The following is a 22,617-nucleotide window of genomic DNA, read 5'->3' as shown; positions in this document are numbered from 1 at the left end:
GGCTCGTCGCTTGCGCTCCTCACACCTCAGGGAACAGGCGGGGGTGTGGGTTCTGCGGTTCTTTCGGATCAGGGAGCGGTGGGAGCTCGTGGCTAGATCGGCATCAGGAAGTGCTTGCGCGGGGTCTTGAGGACCTCCTTGTCGCGCAACTGCGCCAACGCCTTCCGGAGCTGCAGACGGGTCTCGGCGGGTTCGATGACCGCGTCGACGTAGCCGCGCTCGGCGGCGAGATACGGCGTGGCCATCATCGTGTTGTAGAAATCGATGAACTCACGACGGATCTTGTCCGCCTCGGCGGCCGACAGCCCCTCGGTCTGGCGTCGGGTCAGCACGGCAGCAGCCGATTCCGCGCCCATGACCGCGATCTTCGCTGTGGGCCAAGCGAAGTTGACGTCGGCACCGAGGTGCTTGCTGCCCATCACCGCGTAGGCGCCGCCGTAGGCCTTGCGCAGCACCACCGTCACCTTGGGCACGTCGGCCTCGACGTAGGCGTACAGGAATCGCCCCGAGCGCCGGATGGTGCCCTTCTGTTCCTCGGCAAGACCCGGCAGGATGCCCGGCGTGTCCACCAGGAAGACGAGCGGGATGCTGAAGGCGTTGCAGATGCGGACGAAGCGGGTCGCCTTCTCCGACGAGTCGGTGTCGAGTACACCCGACATCACGCTCGGCTGATTGGCGACAACACCCACCGACCGGCCGTCCACGCGGGCGTACCCGGTGATGATGTTGGGCGCGAACAACTCTCCGACCTCGTGGAAAGCGCCGTCGTCGAACAGCTTGATGATGATGTCGTGCATGTCGTACCCGGCGTTGTCGTTGTCGGGCATGAAGTCGTTGAGCGACAGGTCGGACTCGGTGATCTCCGGTTCCAGACCCGGGTTGATCACCGGCGGCCGCTCGTAGGCACTCGACGGCATGTACTGCAGGTACTCACGGACCCAGTCGAACGCGGCCTTCTCGTCGGTGGCGACGTGATGGATGTTGCCCCACCGCGCCTGATTGTGTGCGCTGCCGAGGTCTTCGGCCGAGATCTCCTCGCCGTTCACCTGTTTCAGCACATCGGGGCCGGTGACGAACATGTACGACTTGTCCTCCACGGCCACCAGGATGTCGGTGTTCGCCGGGGTGTACACCGCGCCGCCGGCGCACTTGCCGAGGATCACCGACACCTGCGGCGCGAGACCCGACAGCAGGTCGTTGCGACGACCCATCTCGGCGTACCACGCGAGCGAGGTGACCGCGTCCTGGATGCGCGCACCGGCGGAGTCGTTGATACCCACCATCGGACAACCGATCTTGCCGGCCCATTCCATCAGCGAGGCGACCTTGCGGCCGAACATCTCGCCGACGGTCCCGCCGAAGACCGACTGGTCGTGGGAGAACGCCGCGACCGGACGACCGTGCACCAGTCCGTGTCCGGTGACCACGCCGTCGCCGTAACCGCTCTCGGCCGCACCCGGCATCTTGGCCAGCGCGCCGATCTCGACGAAGGTCCCCGGATCGAAGAGCATGCTCAGACGCTCACGCGGAGAACAGATCCCCTTCGCGGCGCGTTTCGCGAGCGCCTTCTCGCCTCCCGGTTCGCGGGCGGCCTCCAGTTTCTGACGGAGGTCGGCGAGCTTGCCTGCGGTGGTGTCAGTCACGGTCCTTCTTCCTACTTACCAAGCCGGGCGACCCGATCGGCGAGATCAGCACCGATCTTGCCGATGTACGGCTCGTCGACGATCGACAGGTGGTCACCGCCGACGTGGATGATCTCCAGGTCGTCGACCACCTCGCCCCAGCGTCCGTCCTCGTCGATCTCGGCCCACTGCGGCTCGAGTTCGATTGCGCCTGCGTGCATCTTGTCGGCCCGGTACAGGACGACCTTGCCGTCATACGGTTGCGGCGCGATGCTGCTCAGCACGCGGTTCTCGATGAACGAGGTCCGCTGGTGCTCGATGATGCCGCCGGGGATCTTGGTGCCCGACATCGACATCATCTCCATGATGATCGCGAACTGGCCCTCGTCGTCGGCCTCGACGAGTCGATCCATCGGGATCGGCACCTCGGGGTCGAGATCGTAGTTGCGGATCGCGAAATCCTTCCAGCGCTCGAGTCGGGCCCGCTTGCTGTCGGGGGTCTCGGTCATGTCCGCGCGCGGACGCACCACGTCGATGAGCCCGACGAAGGCGACCTCTTCTCCGGCCTCGCGCAGCAGTTGCGCGACGCCGTAGGCCAGGGCTCCGCCGAAGGACCAGCCGACCAGCACGTACGGCCCATGGGGCTGCAGTTCGCGGAGCCGCGGAAGGTACTCGCGCACACGCTCTTCGATCGTCCCTTCGATCCCGCGGTCGAAGCCGATGACGGGCCGGTCCTCAGGAAGACGCTTGAGGAGGGCCTCGTATGCCGACGTGTTGCCGCCCGCGGGATGGAACAGCAGGATCGGTGTCGGGTCGCCCGCAGACGGGTCGTAGACCTTCTTGCCGTCCGGGACCAGGCGCAGATACCGCAGGAACCCATCGGTCGACGCACCGGCGTCGAGGTGGTCGCGAACGTAGTTCGCCATCTCCTCGATCGTCTCCGAGTCCAGGATGTCCTCGACGTCGATGTCCCCGCCGGTGCGCTCGTTTAGCCGGTCGGTGAGCTGCTGTGCGACGTCCTCCGACAGGACCGGCAGCTTGTTGAAGATGCCACCGGCCGAGGCCTTGGTCACGACCGCGTAGGTGCCGAACGTCAGGCGTTCGGCCGCATCGCGTGGTGGCACATCCGAACCCGCGGCCTCGGCGACCGCGCGCTGCGAGGTGATGTCGGTGGCCGGTGCGGGCGAGTCGGCCTGTACCGGCCGGCTCGGCACCTCGGGCGCCGGCGAGTTCGCCACCGCCTCCTCGACGTCGGCGACGTCTTCGGCGACATGCCGCTTCGGCTCCGGCGACTCCTCGGTCGGTTCCACGGACTCGGCCGCGGTGGCGGGAGCCGGTGCGTCCGCACCCTTGGCGTTCTGCTCGTCGATGTAGGCGTTGAGCGCGGCAGTGTCGAGTTCGCCTCCGCCGGCGGCGTTCTGGGCGAGATCGTCGAGCTGGTCGCGATGCTCGACCGCGAACTCGACGAACTTCTGCACGTCGGCCAGATTGGCCTGCCGCATCGCCTGCAGCTGCAGCTGGGGGATGTCGAACTCGTACTCCACCCGGTTCTTGATGCGGACCGCCATCAACGAATCCAGACCGAGCTCGATCAGCGGGATCTCGCGCGGCAGGTCCTCGGGGTCGTATCCCATGGACTCACCGACGATGACCGCCAGCCGATCTCCGACCGACTCACCCGATTCGGGACTCCACCGGTTGCCGATGTCGTCGACGACCTCGTCCTCGACGATCACGGTGTCATCGGCGAACACCTCGGCGCCCGACGGCTTCTCCGCCGCGGGTGCCTGGGTGACCGCACCCGCTGCGTCGTCGAGATCACCCGTGACCGCGGCCTCGAACAGTAACTGGAAGTTCTTGTCCGCCTTCGCATGCACACTCACCGCAGCACCACCGGGGTGCGGACTGAGCGTCGTCGTCAGGGTTCCCGAGGTGGGGATGTCGCCATGGGCGACCGACGCCCCGACGCCGGCATTCGTCAGCACCTGCGCCGCCGCGGCCCGCACCAGTTCGCGAGGATCGGTCACGGCCGAGGCATTGACCTCCCAGGCATGCCGGCCGTCGGGCAGCGCGACGTGCGAACCGGGGACGGTCCCCGCCGATCCGCCCGAGCTGATGCTGGCGGTGAGCCAGAAGTCCTTGCGTTCGAAGCGGGTTCGCGGGATGGCCGCGAAGCCGCCGCCGCCGAACAGAGATGCGACGTCAACCCGGTGCCCGTGCACGTACAGTTTCATCAGGGCGTTGACGAGACCGTAGCTCTCGTCCTCCTTGCGGCGCAGCGTCTCGATGAGCTCCGCATCGTGCAGACCAGCCGAGAACGTCACGGCCGCAACGGAGATCAGGACGGCCGGATTGGGCGAGAGTTCGAGGAAGGTGCGGTGGCCGTTCTCCACCGACTTCGAGATCGCCTGGCTGAACCACACACTGTGGCGAAGCCCCTTGGTGAAGTAGTCGATGGTGTGCACCGGCTCGTGGCCGGCCCGGTAGAACGCCTCACGGTCGACCGAGCTGTAGAAGCCGATGGTCGGACGCAGCGGTTCGATCCCGGTCAGCTCGTAGGCGAGTTCGCCCAGCAGCGGGTCGGTCTGAGAGGTGTGGCTTGCGCCCTTGGTCGCGAGCTTACGACCGAGTTTGCCCTCTTTCTCGGCACGTTCGACGATGGCATCGACCTGCCCCTCCGGTCCGCCGATGACCGTATGGGTCGGCGCGGCGTACACGCAGATCTCCAGGTCCGGAAAATCGACGAGGACGTCGTTGATGTCGTCGGCGCTGTACTCCACGAGTGCCATCCGGCGGATGTCGTCGCCCTCCAGCATCGCCTCGCCCTCACCCATCAGCCGCGAACGCTGGCAGATGACGCGCGTCGCATCCTCCAGGGACAGACCGCCGCTGATGTAGGCGGCCGAGGCCTCACCCATCGAATGAGGCACGAGCACACCGGGTTCCGCACCGTGGTGGCGGAGCGTGTCGGCGAGCGCGACCTGGATCGTGTAGATGCCGACCTGGCTCTGCTCGGTTCCGTAGGTCTGTTCGTCGTCGACGAACATCTCGGCGATCGAGTATCCGAGTTCGTTCTGCACCAGCTCGTCGACACGGTCGACGTACTTCGCGAAGATCGGGTTCTCGGTGTAGAGCTGCTTGGCCATCTTGCGGTGCTGCGACCCGAAGCCCGACAGCAACCACACGGCGGACGCCGCATCGGGCGAATCCGACGAGTAGACGAGCGGATTGCTCTTGCCCTCGGCCACCGCCCGGATACCGGTGATCGCGTCGTCCAGAGTCCGGGCCATCACGACCGCACGCGACCGGCCGTGATTGCGGTGCGCCAGTGCCCGGCCGATGTCGGCCAACGGCGTCGCCCGCCCCTCGTCGGAGTCGAGCCACTCGAGCAGATCCGCTGCGGTCTTGCGGCGGCGAGACGGCAGGAAGCCCGAGATGACCAGCGGCACAACCGAACCCTCGACCGCACAGGGGGCGAAACCGGCCGCCGGATCCGGCGCGGTCTCCACCACGGCGGTTTCCACGTTCTTCGCCTGCGCGGCGAGCACGGCACGCTCGGCCTCGGTCAGGTACACGTCCTCGTCATCGATTTCGACAGGCTCAACCGGCTGGGAAGGTTCGTCGGCCAGCGACGCCGACGCCGGGAGTTCGGCCGCGGCGGCATCTCCTGCCGCCGACGACTCCGGTGCGAGATCCCCGGGCAGCACCTCGCGCACCACGACGTGCGCATTGGTGCCGCCGAAGCCGAAGCCGGAGACACCGGCGATAGCGTGGCCCGAATACCGCGGCCAGGCGGTGGCCTCCGGGATCACCTTCAGCCCGTTGGTGTCGAACTGGATGTAGGGGTTGGGGCCGTTGTAGTTCAGCGACGCCGGGATCGTGCCGTGCTGCATCGACAGCACGACCTTCGCCAGCGCACCGGCACCGGCCGCGGACTCCATGTGTCCGTAGTTGGTCTTGACCGAACCCAGCAGCATCGGTGCGTCGGCGGAGCGGCCGCGCCCGACGACACGTCCCAGCGCGTCGGCCTCGATCGGGTCGCCGAGGATGGTGCCGGTGCCGTGCGCCTCCACATAGTCGACGGAGCGCGGGTCGACGGCAGCGTCGGTGTACGCGTCGCGGAGCACGTCGACCTGGGCCTCTGGATTCGGGGCGGGCAGACCGTTGGACCGACCGTCGGAGTTGATCGCCGAACCGGCGATCACCGCGAGGACCTGGTCGCCGTCGCGCCTGGCGTCCGACATCCGTTTGAGGACGAACAACCCGCCGCCCTCGGCGCGGATCATGCCGTCGGCGTCGGCGGAGAAGGCCTTGATGTGCCCGTCCTTGGCCTGCGCGCCGATCCGGTCGAAGCCGAGGGTCGCCGCAGGCGTGATGAGCATGTTGACGCCGCCGGCCAGAGCGAGGTCGGACTCGCCGGTGCGCAGACTGCGCACCGCCTGGTGGACGGCCACCAGCGACGACGAGCACGCGGTGTCCATCGCGATCGACGGGCCGCGGAAGTCGTAGAAGTAAGACACCCGGTTCGCCACGATCGCGGTCGAGGTGCCGGTCAACGCGTAGGCGGCCGTGTCCTCGGCGCCCTCGCTCAGCCCGAGGGTCGCCAGCAGCTGGTAGTCGTTGGTGGAGGTGCCGATGAACACGCCGACGGGCGCGCCCTTGAGATCACTCGGCGGGATGTGCGCGTGCTCCAGCGCCTCCCAGGTCAGCTCGAGCGCGAGTCGCTGCTGCGGGTCGACCATCTCGACCTCGCGCGGACTCATCTGGAAGAAGTCGGCGTCGAACGAACGGACATCGTCGAGATAGCCGCCGCGGGTGTTCGCCGACTCCAGGACCTCGAGGAGACGTGGATCCGACTTGAACTCCGTCCACCGGTCCTCGGGCAGATCCGAGATCCCGTCGACACCGGCGATGAGCGCCTGCCACGTGGACTCCGGCGTCGTGCCGGACTTCGGGAAACGAGTCGACAGGCCGACGATCGCGATGTCGTCGTCGGCGCTCCGTTCACGCTGCCAGAAGGTGTCCGAGTCGTCGTCGAGACCCTCGTCGGGATCGCCCTCGATGATCCGCTGCGCGAGCGTCGCGATCGTCGGGTGGTTGTAGACCACCGTCGCGGTGAGGATCACCCCGGTCTTGTCCTCGACGTCGGCGGCGAGTGCCACCGCGTCACGGGACGAGAGACCGAGTTCTTCCATGGGGCGGTCGACGGCGATCTGTTCGACCGGGAGCCCGGTGGCCTGGGACACCCACTCGCGCAGCCAATCACGAAGCTGGTCGACAGTGAGGTCACCGGCGGTCTCACCGTCGGTGCCGGCCACGGCCGGATCGATGGTGCGGACCTCGTCGGTATTCAGTTCAGACATCGCTTCCAGACTACTGATCTCGGGGCACCTGAACTGGTGCCGGGTGCATTATGAGCCCGCAGGGTGTCCGGGCGCGGCATCTCGACGCACTCACCCCGCCCGGGTCCGCAGGATCGCTACTCGGCGTCCGGGAACGCCGTCTGCTTGTAGCCGCCACGGAGGCTGCCATCGATGTAGGCCGCACGTGTCGCACGGCGCGCGATCTTGCCCGACGACGTGCGCGGGATCGAGCCGGCCGGCACCAACAGGACGTCGCGAACCATCACGCCATGGCGCTGTGCGACCGCGGCGCGCACGGTGTCGGCGACCTCCTGCGGGTCGGCCTTGCGGCCGGGTCCGCGCTCGGCGACGATGACCAGCTGCTCGGACGCGTCGTCGGCGTCGGGCTTCAAGCCGCTGCCCGCGAACTCGAAGACCTCGCCGGGCAACTGGTTGGCCGGTACCGAGAACGCGGCGACGAAGCCGGGGCGCAGCGCGTCGCTGGCTTCCTGCGCGCTGTACTCGAGGTCCTGCGGGTAATGGTTACGGCCGTCGACGATCACCAGGTCCTTGACACGCCCGGTGATGTACAGCTCGCCGTCGAGCCAGACCCCGAAGTCGCCGGTCCGCATCCAGATCGCGTCCGCGGGCGCACCCTCGGCGTGGCTGTTCTCCGGGAGCGGGGTGACCAGCTTGTTGTGGAAGGTCTCCTCGGTCTCCTCCGGCTTGTTCCAGTAGCCGGCGCCGATGTTGAGGCCGTGGAGCCAGATCTCCCCGACGTGACCGTCGGGCTGTTCGGTCGCGGTCTCGGAGTCGACGATGGTCGCCCACTGGCTCACCGCGACCTGTCCGCAGGAGACCTGCGCGACCGCGTTGGGGGCGTCGGCGTCGACGAGGGTGAAGCTGCCGGCGTTGAGGTCGTCGCGGTCGACGTAGACGATCTTCGCCTCGTTCTCGCGCTGGGTCGCGGACACGAACAGCGTCGCCTCGGCCATGCCGTAGCACGGCTTGATCGCCGTCTTCGGCAGCCCGTACGGCGCGAACGCCTCGTTGAACTTCTTCATCGAACTGACGGTCACCGGCTCGGAACCGTTGATGAGCCCGATGACATTCGAGAGATCCAGCTCTTCGCCCTCCTTCGGCAGACCGCGCGCGGCGGCGTGTTCGAAGGCGAAGTTGGGAGCGGCGGCAAAGGTCTCGGCGCCGTCGGCGGCCGCGGCGAGCTCCTTGATCCAGCGGCCCGGACGGCGCACGAACGCCTGCGGGCTCATGATCGTGATGTAGCGGCCACCGAGGGCGGGCAGGATCACGGTGAGCAGACCCATGTCGTGGAACATCGGCAGCCAGGTGACGCCGCGGGCCTTCTTGTCGATGCCGATGGTGTCGGAGATCTGCAGCACGTTCGCGGCCACGGCCTGGTAGGTGATCTCCACACCGGCGGGGACCCGCGTCGAACCCGAGGTGTACTGCAGGTAGGCCACGGTGTCCTTGTTGTGGTCCCGACCGGCGACCGGCGCGACCCAGCTGGACCCCACCGAATCCGGGACGGCGTCGACGGCGATGACGCGCGGACGCTCCTTGGCCGGCAGCGGCGCGAAGAAATCGCGCACCGCCTCGGCGGACTTCGTCGACGTCAGGATGGCCGTGGGCTTGCAGTCCTCGAGGACCGCGTGCAGCCGATCGGTGTGGCCGGGCTCGTCGGGGGAGAAGAGCGGCACGGCGACGTTGCTGGCGTAGAGCGCCGCGAAGAACCCGATCACGTACTCCAGCGACTGGGGCGCGAGGATCGCCACACGGTCGCCCGGCTTCGTGACCTGCTGCAGACGTGCCGCAACCGCACGCAACCGCTTACCGAACTGCGCCCACGTCAGGTCCTGGGGCTCGCCGTCGCGCTCGCGGCTGTAATCGATGAACCGGTAGGCCAGCGTGTCGGCCTGCTCACGGACGTTCTGCTCGACGTAGTCGACCAGCGTCGCTTCCTCGGTGAAAGAGATGTTCCCGGTCTCGTCGATGAAGTCTTCGAGTTCAGTACTCAGCATTCATTACTCCTGTGCCCCCTCGTGGACTCCCCCACGCGGGCGCAGATCTCCGGCGAGGTGTTGGCGACGCCACCACGCAGTCCTGCCGTCCACGCCCTGTGCCGACCGCGGGATACGGTAGCGCACGTCCAGTTACCCAACGAAAAACTCGCGTTCGTCATGCTCGGTTTCGCATGGGTGCGCGTCGCCCCTCGACGCACACCCCCGGGTTCACCGACCCGTCACCTCGCTGTTGACTCGCGAGACCGTCGGCCATCCTACTCCCCCTTCAATTGCGCGAGCACAGGCGCAAAAGCATCCATCTGCGTCGGGAACACCCCGACGTAGGACATGGTGGTGCGGCGTCGCACCTCCCGGATCTGGTCCGCGATCTCCTCGAAGCTGCCGATCGCGATGTACGGCGAGGTCAGCACGTCCTCGACGGTGAACTCGGTGTCGTGCGCGATGTTGGGCGGATAGCCCTGTTCCAGAGCCTTGAGCGCCATCTCGGCGGTGGCGACCCGATCGTCGGTGATGACGATTACAGCGATCGTCCAGTTCAGCTCCAGATCGTCGAACCGGTCGCCGGCGGCATCACGGATCCGGTCGACGCGCTCGGCGGTCTTCTCGATCGTCATGTCCGACAGCTTCATCTTGCCGTCGGCGGTGGTACCCGGAGCGACGGAGATGATGTCGGCGTGCTTGGCGGCCAGGGCCAGCATCTTGGGGCCACCGCCGCCGACGGCGATCGGTGGACGCGGCCCCTGCCGCGGTCGCGGACTGCCCTCGAGGCCGTTGATCTGGTAGAACTCGCCGTCGAAGTTCACCGTCTCGCCGCGCATCAGACCGTCGAGGACCGTCAGCGCCTCGTCGAGACGCCGGATACGCACGCCGGGTGATTCGAACTCGATGCCGGCCTTGTCGAACTCCTCTTTCATCCAGCCCGCGCCGATGCCCAACTCGAGCCGCCCCTTGCTCAGGACGTCGATCGTGTTGGCCTCCTTGGCGAGCAGGGCCGGGTGGCGCCAGCCGTTGGCGAGCACCGAGGTCGCCAGGCGGATAGTGCTCGTCGCCTGCGTCAGGGCGCCCAGCGCCGCGAGCGGACCGACCTGGTTGCCCAGATGGTCGGGCACCGCGAAGGTGTCGTAGCCGTACTCCTCGGCGGTCTGCGCGAGCTTGACGAACTTACGGGCACCGCCCTCGTCCTTGTTGCCCTCACCACCCGCGCCGAAGCGGAACTTCCGCAGGCCGGACGAGGCACCACCGGCATCGCTCGGGGGTTGCGTCATCGCTGTCCTCTCATCGTGATCGCCGGCTGCGTGAGGTCGCGTGCGGCGTCCGCCGGTTCCGCGATGTTCCTCGGCCAGCCCAACACGTTAATGCAGCGTGACGGCACCGCCAAACGAATCGGTCGCCGCCGTCAGACGAGGCTACCGGCCGGTCAGTTCGACGGCCGGACCGGACTCGCCCGGCGGCACCCGGCCGGACATGTCCGATCGGCGCGGCCGGCCTCGCGTGAGGAGGTCAGTTGTGCTCGGGTGCGGGCGCGTCCTGGATGAGGCCCTTGGACCAGTCGTACATCCACTGGGTCGCGGTCTGGCCGTCGTTCTCCCAGTAGCGCGTCGTCGCATACATCGCGTGGATGGGGTTCGACGCCGCGTTCGCCAGCTTCGACACCGCGGCCAGCGGATTGACGATCGTCGGCGAATCACAGATGAGATCGCCGGGCGCGCAGATGGATTGGACCCGGTCACGAAGGTCGCCGAATCCGCCGGTGCGCGGACCGGTCATCGAGATGCCGGGGACGAGGTTGCCCATCCCGCCGAGCGCGATCTCGGCACCCACGCCGTTCGGACTCGGCGCGATGTCGTTCTGTTCACCCGGCTGGCGACGGCCGTCGGCGATGAGTCCGACACCGAGCACCAGATCTTGTTCACCCTCGTCGAGCACACCCCGGCCGTTGCCGATGTTGCTCGCGAGATCACCCGCGATGACCGCGCCCTGGCTGAAGCCCATGATCACGTAACCCGTCAGGGGGCAGCGCTCGTTGGTGGAGATGATCTTGCCCGCCGCGCGCTTGTAACCCTGGGTGCGTGACACGTTGTAGTCGACCTGACGGTCGGCCAGATTCGTCGGATTCCGGAACTGCGCCGTGTAGGGGACGGTGTAGATCTCGCTGCGCGAGGAGTCGAAGTCGTTCGCCAGCGCTCGGGACACGCGCAGCATCAGCGAGTTCGGATTCGCCGACGGCTTGTAGGGATCGTCGTCGGCGCTGGACTCCCAGGTCCCGGGGATGACGACCGTCAGGACGTCGGGGCAGTCCGCGGGCTGGGCGTCGGGTCGTTCGCTGGAGGGCGGGGCGGTCGACGGCCCGCCGGGCCCGATCGGCGCGGGTCCGGGAGCGAGCCACACCAAGACGAGCACGACGATGAGAACGATCGCGATGACCGCGAGCGCGAGGAGCAGCAGGGCGAACTTCCCCAGCCTGCGGACCGGACCCTTCCGGGTGCGGCCCGCGGCGTTGCGACGGGCGGCCACGTCAGCAGTAGTGCTGTTCTGCTGCGCGAATGACCTTGTCGGCCTTCACGTTCGCTTCTTCTACGTTGTCCGCTCCGGGCCCCACGGACGCGGTGACGAAGGCCTTCACCATGCTCGGGTCGGTGCCCTTCTGCTTGGCGCCGCAGACATACTTCGCCATGGTCAGGGCGACCGAGTTGTCGTTGTCCCCCATGAACGTGACGTCCTGCTGCTTCAGTGCGGCGAGGTAGGCCCGGGCCTTGTCGTCGAGCGGCTGGCCGCTGGGTCCGGGGAAACTGGCCGGGACCTTCGTGCTGGGGTTCGGCGCGGTCGCCGGCAGCTCCGAGGTGCCACCGGGCGTGGAGGGAGCGGTCTCCTCGGATGTGGAACCCGGCGTACTGGTCGAGGACTCCGCCGCCGAGTAGAGCGAGGTCGTCGTGACCGGATTGTTGGTGATCGGCGCACTGGCCGTCGAGTCGTCGGCGCAGGCCGACACGGACCCGAGCGCGAGAGCGAGGCCCGTCACGGCCAGCACCAGCCGCACACACTTCGTTGTCATCGCCACTTCCTGCCGAACCTTTCGGGTCTTGATTGCGCACCGCCGGGCAGTACTGTCCGGCGACACCTCACGCGTCCGGCCTGAGGCCGATCGCGACACAGGGGGCACCCTGCATCGCACACCACGTCAGGCTACCGCCCGTACGAGGGCCTTCCGTCCGCCGCACTCGCACCACCTGCACAAACGGTCCGATTCCTCAGCGAAGTTTCAGGCCGTACACACGTGGGGTCGAGGTTGGGGCACCGACGGGTACCCCCGTCGGCACGCTCCGTGGATCCCGGTTCGCTCCGCCGCCTCCTCACTTCAGGACCTTGGTGCCGTCCTTCGCGGTCCAGGTGATCCGGCCGTGCTCGAAGTAGCTCACGCGACCCTTGCCGTCGCGGGTGGGGAGTTCGTCGGTCGTCGGCTTGCCGAGGCGTCCGGCCGGACCGCCCGCGGCGACGTAGGCGCCGCCGATCGCACCGGTGACGATCTTGGGTCCCTTCGGGCCGGTGAACATGCGTCCCCCGGCGAAGTCCTGGGCCTTGCCACCGGCCACCGGGTACGACGGGGTGAGGCAGCCACCGAGGTCCGCCTTCCTGGCGTCCCAGACCTTGCGGAAGGCACCGTCGACCCGGCACGCGACCTGATCTCGCGAGAGTCCGAGTGCGGCGGCGGCCTGCGGCCAGGCCTGGATCATCTCGAACTCCCAGTACGGCCAGGTATGGGTGCCCGACGGTCGGTAGTTCGCCTGACCGGGAATTCCCTTGCGGTTCAGCTGGATCGCGAACTGCTGTGAGGTGACGCGGCTCAGCATCTCGAGTCCGACACCGGAGTAGTTGGTCGCGAGCATCGGGATGTCCGACGGCTTGTCGTGGGGACCCACCATGCCGTTGCCCGACGAGACATAGAGACTCGTTCCCTGCAGCTTGTCGACCAGCAGGTACGGATCGTGTTCCTTCCAGGCCGGATCCGAGGGCGGCCCGAACATCTTCATCGAGTCGTAGCCGCCGCCGTCGCGCACCGCGAACTGGATCGCCTGCGGCATGCCGAACGAACTCAGCTGCAGGATTCCCGAGAACGACGCCGCGAACTTGTAGAAGCCGGGATTGCGTGCGGCCAGCATCATCGCCGCGGAGCCGCCCATCGACAGCCCCTCGATGCCGCGGACGTCGGTGGAGCGCCAGTCGTTCTCCAGGATGGGCGGCAGTTCCCGCATGAGGAACGTCTCCCACTTGTAGTTCTTGCCGCGGTCGGGTTCCTTCCAGTCGGTGTAGAAACTCGACTCGCCACCGATGGGCAGGATGACGTTGACGTTCTTGTCCTTGTAGAAGTCGACGATCTTGGTGTTGATGATCCAGCCGCTCTGATCGTCCTGCGCGCGCAGTCCGTCGAGCATCGTCAGCTGCGGGAACTTCTCCTTCGGCTTCGCGTGCCAGTCGCGTGCCAGCAGGATCTGCACCTGGATGTTCGTGTTCATCGCCGGGGAGTAGACCCACAGGGCCACACGCCGGTCGGTGTACCAGTAGGTGTTGGTCACCTTCGCCGGCTGGGCGGCCGGCACCGAGGCCGGTGCGGGCGACGGCGCGCTCGGCGAGGCGGGTGGCGCGGGCGCGGGCGCGGCCGGCGGTGCTGCGGGGGCCGGCGGGGCCGGCGCGGGTTCGGCACCGGCGAGACCGTTTCCGACCACGAGCACGGCCACCGTCACCAGCGCGACCACGGCGGCCTTCACCGGACGAAGGGTCGACCGACGACGGGCCGCGCGCGCGTCGGCCTGCCCCGCCTCGGCCGGTCGCGCGTCGACCTTGTCTGTACCACTGTTTCGCCGCATCACTCTCCAGAACTCCTTCGCCCCTGTGCGCCGGCAGCGTCGCAACTGATTCCCCTCAGTCACACGCGCCTCTCCAGAATCAAACGCCTCAGGAGTTTCTTACACGTCCGAACGCACCCCTGTCCGCACGCCACGCTGTGACACGTGGGATTTGTGTGACAGTTGATATCTCGCCCCTGCTCCCTGAGGAGCGCCCGGAGCTTGCGGAGGGCGCGTCACGAAGGGTCCGGCGCCGCGCAGCCGCCGCTGCCCGCAAACCTGCCCTGGAAACCACCCTCCAGCGGGGGAGCAGCGACCGTGTGATGGGCGGGACTCCCCTGGAGGGTCGTTATCAGGGGCGGGTTCAGGCAGGACCCCACAACACGACGACGCCCCGCCCGGAAACCCGGGCGGGGCGTCGTACAGCCGGAGGACCGGCGATGTCAGATCAGCGGAAGAATCCGCGGTTCTTGGCGTTCCAGATCATGTCCTGCCAGTAGCCCCAGGCGTGGGTGCCGTTGGCGTAGTAGGTCATCAGCGGGACGCCCTGCACGAAGGCCGCGGCCTCGAAGGCCTTGGACTGCGTGAACGCGAGCAATTCGAGGGTCGAACCCTTGAACAGATCGTCGAACACGTTGGGCAGTGCGTTGTAGCGGCCGAAGAGACCGTTACCGGAACCGACGAAGACCTTCATGCCGCGCATCAGGCCGATGTTCCAGAAGGGATCGTTCTGGAACCAGCGGATACTCCACGGCGGGCCCCACATCGCGTCGATGTTCCACGGCTTCGGGTCGACGTCGAGCATCGCCAGACGCAGCGCCGTACGCATGCCGGGTGCACTCAGGAAGTTGTAGCCCGAGAGCGAGCCGGCGCGGTCGAAGTGCTGGCGGTTCTGGGCGCCGAGGACGAGCGCGGCGTTACCGCCCATCGACAGGCCCATGATGGCGTAGCGCTTCGACGGTCCGACGCGGAAACCGCGGGCGTCGAGCGCGCTGATCAGGGTCCGGCTGATGACGCAGTTCCAGCGGTATCGGTAGGGCTGCCGGTTGAAGTTGCTGGGCGCATCCCAGTCCGTGTAGAAGCTCGCGGGTCCACCGATGGGCTCGACGACGTTGACGCCGGACTTCACCATCTCCTGGACGTTGGTGTTGATCTCCCAGCCGCTGTAGTCGTACTGGGCGCGCATGCCGTCGAGAAGGATGACGGTCTTGTAGTTGCCGGGCTTCTTCCAGGCGCGGACCTTGACGTTCGGCATCCCGCAGCCGTTGACCCAGAACTCCTGCTTGCCGACCTGCGTTCCGCCGATCCGGGCGTTGGCCTGGCCGGCGACGACACCGGTCAGTCCCACGACTGTCAGGATGGCGACGAATGCGGCGATCAACCGGTTGCTCATCCGGTTGCGCGCAGGCCTCGGCGCCTCGGTGGCAGCTTCACGCATGTACAGAATCTCCCTCTTCAGCCGATCGACCGGAACTCGTAGTCCCTAGCGGCCGACCGATCCTTGTGCGTCACACATTTGTCGTCCCCCGGCTCATTGCGCGGCGCGACGTCGTTCACGAGTCGTTCTCGCATGCGATTCACCGTCGGCGAGCCTATTCGATGCCCCCGAACGTGACAAACCATGTGATAGCGATCACAACCCCCGTCACTTCGGCGTCCCAGCAGTTCAGAACGCCTCCGTCACGACCCTTCTATCGGCCGCGCCCACGGGGACGTTACCGATCCGAGATGTTCCGCGGCAACTCCACAGGTTCGACCCCGCGTTTTCTATGCGTTCTCTTGGTGTCGTGTGCTGAGGTGGGCGACGCTCAGCGCGGGTTCACCGGCGGGGGCATCTCCAGGCCGCAGCGCTGGATCTCGTACTCCGGCTCGCGCTGGATTCGATAACTGTTGAAGGTGAACGCCTGACGCAGGTTGTGCTTGAAGCGATCGAAGGACCACGGGGCCTCGAACGAGGCGAACCGGTCCTTCGTCTCCGGGCACTGCAGGGCGACCTGGGCCTGGCGGACCAGGTCCTCGTCGAGATACCCGGGCAGCACGGGACGCCGCGGGAACGCGCCGGCCTCGGCGACGACCCATTCGCTCGGCAGGATCTTGTCGTGCCCGATGCGGCCGTCCTCGAGGCGCTCGGTGTGCGCGGCGAGCGGGTACGCCAGACCCATCTGATCGATGACGCGCACATCCAGCGGTGCGTTCATGCTCGTCATTCCCAGATTGAGGAAATAGACGGTCACCTGCCGCTCGGCGCCCTTCGGCATGACCGGAGGCAGCTGCGCCACGTACCACTCGTCGTAGTTGAACGACGGCAGGATGACGCCGCCGTCCTCGCGGTACTCGTCGATCTTCTCGACCATCGCGCTCATCCGCGGATAGTCGAGGTAGTCCTCGGCGGTCACCGGATTCTCGTTGCCCATGTTGGTGACGTAGAAGCGACGCTCGTCGACGATGCCGCTGCGGCCGATGTCGATGCCGGCGTTCGGCAGGACGTTGGCGTGCGTGGCGACCGCCCACACGACGACGGTGATCCACATGCCGCTCATCGCCACCGCGCCGACGAGCTGGGCCCGTGCGCGACGACGATCCGCCGGCCCGGGTGCGGCCGGCTCAGGGACGGGGCCGAGGTCCGGATCGTCGCCGACGGGATCGGAGATCACCGAGTCGGAGTCCTTCGACGACCGACGACGGAACGCCGCGCCGACGTGCGCGGGAATCGTCACCGGCACGACCATCAGCGGAAGCAGGGTGACGAAGACCGGAACCAGCAGCACCCGCCCGTGCATGAAGTCGCCGCCCTGACGCGTCCAGTAGACGATCAGCACGATGCCGGCGAGCACCACGACGGTCACCACCGCGGTCGAGGACTGCAGCCGCCGCGACCATCCGGCGAGACGCGACGACCACGACGGCGTCGCGTCGGCATCAGCGGCGTCGGCCCTGTCCGTGGTCGCCTCGGCGACCGGGGCGTCGGAGCTCGTGGTCCGCATCCGGCCGCTGACGACCAGCACCACGCCCGCCAGCGCCACGAGCACGGCAGGCAGCACCAGCACGTAGGGGCCGAAGAGGTTGGTCAGATACGCGAAGCCCTGATCCCACTTGGCGCCGCTGGCGTCTTTCGCGACCGCGGGATTGGGAACCAGCAGTGCGTAGTAGCCCATGCGGAAGATCTGGTAACCGACGGGCAGCGCGCCCGCGACCACGACGACACCCAGTCGCATCTTCCAGCCGAGCGGCGCGAAGAACACCAGCAACAGGACCAGGCCGCCGAGTACCGCCAGTTCGGGACGGATCAGGGGGGCCAGTCCCGCGGTGAAGGCCAGCGCGAGAGTGGCCGCCGCGCTCCTACGGCTCGTCTGCACCGCACCGCCACCACGGCTGGTGTGCGGGCCGCGCCGGGCCCACGCGACGAGCTGACACCACAGCAGCGCCGCCCAGAAGATGCAGAGGCCGTTCTCCAGTCCGCTGGTCGCGAAGTCGCGGGCGGGCGGGATGGTGATGTAGATGACCGCTCCGAACGGCAGCAGCAGGGTCCAGCCGTCGCCGGTGAGCCCGCCGACGCGAGTCCCGAATAGACGCGCGCTGCCGTACATCGCGATCGGGATCGCGGCGACCGAACACACCAGCGCCACCCACAGCGCCACATACTCGAGCTGACCGTCGGTGATCCACGCCCAGAACCACAGCAGATAGGTCCAGGCGGTCGAGGTGTTCGCCTCGACACGCTCCCCGGCGTTGAACACCGGGCCGTTGCCGGCGAAGAGGTTGCGCAGCGTGCGCAGGACGATGAGCCCGTCGTCGGCGATCCATCGGCGCTGCCACGCGCCGATCGCGAAGAAGGTGGTGACGACAACTGCCCCCACGGCGAAACTGACGGCCGCAACCTTGTTGCGGCCGGTGCTCAGCGCCCGGAAACCGGTTGGCGATCCATCAATTGACTGCATAGACCGCGACACCCACACACACCAGCCACGCCAGGGCGAGCAGCTGCAGGACACGATCGCCCAGTGCGATCTCCTCGGGCTCACCCGCGGCGCCGCCGTCGACATCGACGGCGTAGCGCAGGATCGCCACTGTGAACGGCACCATCGAGATGGCGTACGCGACGTTGGTGTCGTGGTCGGAACCCTTGTCGAAAGCCCAGAGGCCGTAGAAGATCACGACCGCGGTCGCCGACAGCGTCCAGACGAACCGCAGGTAGGTGGTCGTGTAGTACTCGAGCGCCTTGCGGATCTTGGCGCCGGTGCGTTCGGCGAGCTGTAGTTCGGCGTAGCGCTTGCCCGCCGCCATGAACAGCGAACCGAAGGCCATGACGAGCAGGAACCACTGCGACAGCACGATCTCGGCCGCGACGCCGCCGGCGATCGCGCGCAGCAGGAAGCCCGACGACACGATGCAGATGTCGATGACGGCCTGGTTCTTCAGGCCGAAGCAGTAGCCGAGCTGGATGACCAGGTAGATCGCGATGACCACGGCCGTCTGCCAGTTCGCCAGGAAGGCGATGCCGATCGAGCCGGCGAGCAGGACGACGGCCAGGACGTAGGCGAGCCGCACCGGGACGACGCCGGCGGCGATCGGCCGGAACCGCTTGGTCGGGTGGTTACGGTCGGACTCGACGTCCATCGCGTCGTTGACCAGGTAGATGCTCGACGCCGCGAGGCAGAACGCGACGAAGGCGATACCGGCGGAGGCCAGCACCGAGGCGTCGGTGATGTTGCCCGCGGCGAGCGGAGCGGCGAGCACCAGGACGTTCTTGACCCACTGCCGCGGCCGGACGGCCTTGATCAGCCCGGACGTCAGGTTCTTCGGCGGTCCGAGAACCTTCCCGTGCTCGATCGGCTCCTCGCTCATGCACTCTCCCTGTGTCGTGTCACCCGCGCGATGACGGGGGACGCGGCAAGACGCAGCGGCCCGCCGGGTACCGCGGCCGTGAGGCCGAGGCGGGCCAGAAGGCGCGCCGCGCGGCGGGCACGCCCGTGGTCCGGGTCGTTCCGGGTGGGTTCGAGCAGCACCTTATCGCCCGCGATGACCGCCGCTGCGCTCGCGGCACCGATCGCGGCACCCGCGGTCACATCACTCGGGTAGTGGACACCCAGCACCAGTCGGGACACGAGCATCGGCGGCACCAGGACGGCGGGCAGCACCTTCGGGTCCCAGCCGGCGGCACGGCCGATGAGGATCGCCGCCGCGGTCGTCGAGGTGGCGTGCGAGGACGGGAAACTCAGCTTGCTCGGCGTCGACACCCCGATCGCGATGGCCGGATGGGCGGGCCGCGGACGCCGCACGATCCGCTTGATGATCACCGACGCGGCGTGCGCGCCGAAGGCACCCACCCCCGCCTCGAGCCAGAGCTGTTGCGCACGGACGTCACCGCGTCGGCGGGCCAGCGCCCAGCCGGTACCCGAGATCGCGAGCCAGCCCAGCGCGTGCTCGCCGACGTGCGACAGGCCGCGCGCCGCCGGACGGACGCCGGGGCGGGCGCCGATCCCGGCCTGGATGGCGACGAGTGCCTTTTCCTCCCCGCTCAGGGGACGCGGGATGTCGTCGGCCGGGACCCGGCCCGTCTCCGCGACATCGTCCAACGGATCACTCAATTCCGAAGACACCCGCCCAGCTCTCCTTCGATGTCAGATCGCGGTGCGCAGACCTGTACTGCTGCTTCATCTCCGGGAACTTCTCTTGCAGTTCCTTCACGAGGGCGAAGTGTTCGCGCGCGAGCTCGATCATCTTGTCGCGATCGCGCTGCCGATAGACGACGCCGCGGCCGTCGGCGGTCGTGACGGTGACGCCGTCGACACGCCCGAGCGAGAACCACCGCGCCTCGATCGGCGGGAAGTTGGCCTGCGGCACCTCGTGATGCCGGGGGTCGGCCGGACGAACGTTGTTGACCACGGCGCCGGCCAGCGCCTTGATCTTGCTGATGGGGTTCAGCGGGATCGAAGTGCCCAGATGTGTTGCCTCGCCCGAGGTCCGGGGCAACTCGGTCGCCGACGGCAGGACCACCGCATCCGGATACTGCTTGCGCATCTGCGCGACCTTCGGCAGCGCGGTCGGCAGCAGGCTGCGGATGTGATCCGGCCCGGCCAAAAAGTCCCGGATCGCCTCGTTCTGGATCGCGACGGTCGAGTACTCCAGGCACAGAAGATGTTTGGCGGTCGCCTTGGTCATCGACCGGACGATGCCCTTGATCGGGCCGTCATGGTGGATCGACGCGACGACGAGCCGGTTGCGCAGGTGGAAGTACGCCTGCCAGTCGATGGCGTCGTCCTTGTCGCTCCAGGCCATGTGCCAGATGGCGATTCCCGGCACGGTGGCGGTGGGGTAACCGGCCTTGGCCGCGCGCAGCGCGTACTCCCAGTCGTCCCACTTGATGAACAGCGGCATCGGCAGACCGATCTGCTCCGCACACTCGCGCGGGATCATGCACATCCACCAGCCGTTGCCCTCGACGTCGATGCGCCGGTGCAGGTTCTTCGAGTTCTCACGGTCACGCAGCGGGTACTTGGAGAAGTTGTGGTCGTATTCGACGAAGGGCGCCGCGGTCCACATGAAGGTGTCGCGACGGATCACCTCACCCATGCAGTGCAGGTGACTGCGGTCCTGCAGGTTGAGCATCTGGCCGCCGACGAGCATGGGCGCCTTGGCGAATCGCGACATGGCCAGCGCGCGCAGGATCGAGTCGGGCTCGATCGCGATGTCGTCGTCCATGTAGAGCACGTAGGGCGAGTCGGTGAGCCGCAGCGCCTCGTACATGATGCGCGCGTACCCGCCCGAACCGCCGAGGTTGCCCTGGTCGAAGATGTGCAGGCGGTCGCCGAGAGCCGCGGCGGCCTCGGTGTAACCGGGTTCGTCGACCACCTTCTTCGTGCCCTGGTCGGGCATCATCACCGCGTCGATCACCTCGTCGACCATCGGGTCGGAAGTCAACGCGGCCAACGCGTTCACCGCGTCGGTGGGGCGATTGAACGTCGGGATCCCGACCGTGACGCGCTTGGTCTCCGCGTCCGGGGTCGGCGCCTCGACGGACGCATACCAACCGGCGGAGACGATCTCGGTCTCGGTGTCGGTGGTGACGTCGAACCAGATCCAGCCGCCGTCCTCGAAGGGACCGAGATCGAGCTCGAATTCGACCACGCCGCGGCCGGTTTCGTCGGTGTCGACGAGGTCACCGCCGATCCCGATCCGCGACCCGTCGATCTTCGACCGGTACAGGTCGACACGGCAGGTGCCGATCACCTCGACCCGCAACACCACCGAGTCGAGGATGCTCCAGCGACGCCAGTAGGCCGCGGCGAACGCGTTGAAGTAGGTTTCGAAGCTCACCTCGGACTCGGCGCCGAGGAGCACCGAGGTCCGGCTCGGCGCGTGCGCCCGGCGGTTGTTGCTGTCGGACTCGACGACATAGAGCGAACGGACGTCGAGCGGCTCCCCGGCACGCGGGAAGATCACCCGCTGCAGAAGGGATTTCGCTTTCGACGGTCCGACGCCCGCGTCGGGGATGTCGGACTGGTTCACGGGAGTCACCGTCATCTATTCGGCTCCTGCGGGATCGGCCACCAGCGGCGCACCATCACGCAGATGCGGTGCCAGGGTGTTGTCGAACATGGTGAGCGCGCTCGCGATCGCCATGTGCATGTCGAGGTACTGATAGGTTCCGAGGCGGCCGCCGAACAGCACGCCGGCGCTGGCGGTCTCGGTGCGCGCAAGTTCCCGGTAGGCGGTCAGCATCGCCCGGTCCTCCGGGGTGTTGATCGGGTAGTACGGCTCGTCGTCGTTCTCGGCGAATCTACTGAATTCCCGCATGATGACCGTCTTGTCATCGGGGTAGGAATCCCGTTCGGGGTGGAAATGCCGGAACTCGTGGATACGGGTGAACGGGACATCGGCGTCGTTGTAGTTCATCACCGGGGTGCCCTGGAAGTCGCCGGTGTCGAGCACCTCGGTCTCGAAATCGAGTGTGCGCCAGCCGAGTCGGCCCGCCGAGTACTCGAAGTAGCGGTCCACGGGGCCGGTGTAGACGATCGGGGCGTCGGGACTGTCGGCGCGCAACTGATCACGCACATCGAACCAATCGGTGGACAGGCGCACCTCGATGCGGTCGTCGGACGCCATGTTCTCGAGCCATGCGGTGTAACCGTCGACCGGGAGACCTTCGTACGTGTCGTTGAAGTACCGGTTGTCGAAGGTGTAGCGGACCGGCAGTCGAGTGATGTTGCCCGCGGGCAACTCCTTGGGATCGGTCTGCCACTGCTTGGCGGTGTAGTGCTTGATGAAGGCCTCGTACAGCGGACGGCCGATCAGGCTGATCGCCTTCTCCTCGAGGTTGCGCGCCTCAGCGGTGTCGATCTCGCTGGCCTGCTCGGCGATCAGCTTCCGCGCCTCGTCGGGGCTGAAGTACCGGCCGAAGAACTGGCTGACCAGTCCCAGACCCATCGGGAACTGATAGGCCTGTCCGTTGTGCAGTGCGAACACGCGGTGCTGGTAGTTCGTGAAGTCGGTGAACTGGTTGACGTACTCCCACACGCGCTCGTTGGACGTGTGGAACAGGTGCGCCCCGTACTTGTGGATCTCGATGCCGGTCGTCGGTTCGGGTTCGGAGTACGCGTTGCCGCCGAGATGCTCGCGTCGGTCCAGCACGAGGACCCGTTTGCCCAGCTGCGTCGCGGCCCGTTCGGCGACGGTGAGGCCGAAGAATCCGGAGCCGACGACGATCAGGTCATAAGTGCTACTGGTTGCCACGGGTCCTCAGGGTAACGGACCCTTCCTGAGGAATCTC

General features: G+C 67.4%; 13 protein-coding genes. All 13 read right to left on the bottom strand.

The window, feature by feature from the left end; all coding sequences use genetic code 11:
• Positions 1-92 precede the first annotated feature (92 nt).
• The 13 genes from AMD30_RS17475 to glf all read right to left on the bottom strand — a co-directional run bounded on the left by AMD30_RS17475 (position 93) and on the right by glf (position 22,580).
• Positions 93-1,643, bottom strand: a complete 1,551-nt coding sequence (locus AMD30_RS17475; protein WP_010844859.1) for an acyl-CoA carboxylase subunit beta — start codon at positions 1,641-1,643, stop codon at positions 93-95.
• Positions 1,644-1,654: 11 nt separating this feature from the next.
• A complete protein-coding gene (gene pks13 / locus AMD30_RS17470; protein WP_055476491.1) occupies positions 1,655-6,985 on the bottom strand; it encodes a polyketide synthase Pks13 in 5,331 nt (1,776 codons plus the stop codon).
• A gap of 116 nt (positions 6,986-7,101) precedes the next feature.
• A complete protein-coding gene (fadD32, locus tag AMD30_RS17465; RefSeq protein WP_010844857.1) occupies positions 7,102-9,003 on the bottom strand; it encodes a long-chain-fatty-acid--AMP ligase FadD32 in 1,902 nt (633 codons plus the stop codon).
• A 257-nt stretch (positions 9,004-9,260) separates the two neighbouring features.
• Positions 9,261-10,271, bottom strand: coding sequence for an LLM class F420-dependent oxidoreductase (locus AMD30_RS17460; protein ID WP_010844856.1), 1,011 nt, complete (start codon positions 10,269-10,271; stop codon positions 9,261-9,263).
• 235 nt (positions 10,272-10,506) lie between these two features.
• Positions 10,507-11,520 (bottom strand): cutinase family protein, encoded by a 1,014-nt coding sequence (locus AMD30_RS17455; protein ID WP_010844855.1) that lies wholly within the window; start codon positions 11,518-11,520, stop codon positions 10,507-10,509.
• Between the two features lies 1 nt (position 11,521).
• A complete protein-coding gene (locus tag AMD30_RS17450; protein WP_014924965.1) occupies positions 11,522-12,058 on the bottom strand; it encodes a DUF732 domain-containing protein in 537 nt (178 codons plus the stop codon).
• Between the two features lie 298 nt (positions 12,059-12,356).
• The gene (locus AMD30_RS17445; RefSeq protein ID WP_055476490.1) at positions 12,357-13,868 is read right to left on the bottom strand and encodes an alpha/beta hydrolase-fold protein; all 1,512 of its coding nucleotides are present in this window, start codon (positions 13,866-13,868) and stop codon (positions 12,357-12,359) included.
• A 427-nt stretch (positions 13,869-14,295) separates the two neighbouring features.
• Positions 14,296-15,285: an alpha/beta hydrolase gene (locus tag AMD30_RS17440; RefSeq protein ID WP_004021369.1), complete on the bottom strand. Its 990-nt coding sequence runs from the start codon at positions 15,283-15,285 to the stop codon at positions 14,296-14,298.
• Positions 15,286-15,655: 370 nt separating this feature from the next.
• Positions 15,656-17,785 carry a flagellar motor control protein ZomB gene (gene zomB, locus AMD30_RS17435; protein ID WP_055476489.1) on the bottom strand — a complete coding sequence of 710 codons (2,130 nt, stop codon included), beginning with the start codon at positions 17,783-17,785 and terminating at the stop codon, positions 15,656-15,658.
• Positions 17,772-18,692 (bottom strand): decaprenyl-phosphate phosphoribosyltransferase, encoded by a 921-nt coding sequence (locus AMD30_RS17430; RefSeq protein WP_014924962.1) that lies wholly within the window; start codon positions 18,690-18,692, stop codon positions 17,772-17,774. Before AMD30_RS17430 ends, zomB begins: the two co-directional genes overlap by 14 nt.
• On the bottom strand, positions 18,689-19,447 hold the full coding sequence (locus tag AMD30_RS17425; protein ID WP_055476496.1) for a phosphatase PAP2 family protein: 759 nt from the start codon (positions 19,445-19,447) through the stop codon (positions 18,689-18,691). The genes AMD30_RS17430 and AMD30_RS17425 overlap by 4 nt, the downstream gene beginning before the upstream one ends.
• Positions 19,428-21,371, bottom strand: a complete 1,944-nt coding sequence (locus tag AMD30_RS17420; RefSeq protein WP_055476488.1) for a glycosyltransferase — start codon at positions 21,369-21,371, stop codon at positions 19,428-19,430. The genes AMD30_RS17425 and AMD30_RS17420 overlap by 20 nt, the downstream gene beginning before the upstream one ends.
• Complete coding sequence (gene glf / locus AMD30_RS17415) at positions 21,372-22,580, bottom strand: UDP-galactopyranose mutase (RefSeq protein WP_010844445.1); 1,209 nt, start codon at positions 22,578-22,580, stop codon at positions 21,372-21,374.
• Positions 22,581-22,617 lie beyond the last annotated feature (37 nt).

The organism is Gordonia sp. HS-NH1 (assembly GCF_001418765.1).
Classification (GTDB): Bacteria; Actinomycetota; Actinomycetes; order Mycobacteriales; family Mycobacteriaceae; genus Gordonia.
Note: the sequence above shows the minus strand (reverse complement) of the source record. Positions and strands in the feature narration are given on the sequence as shown.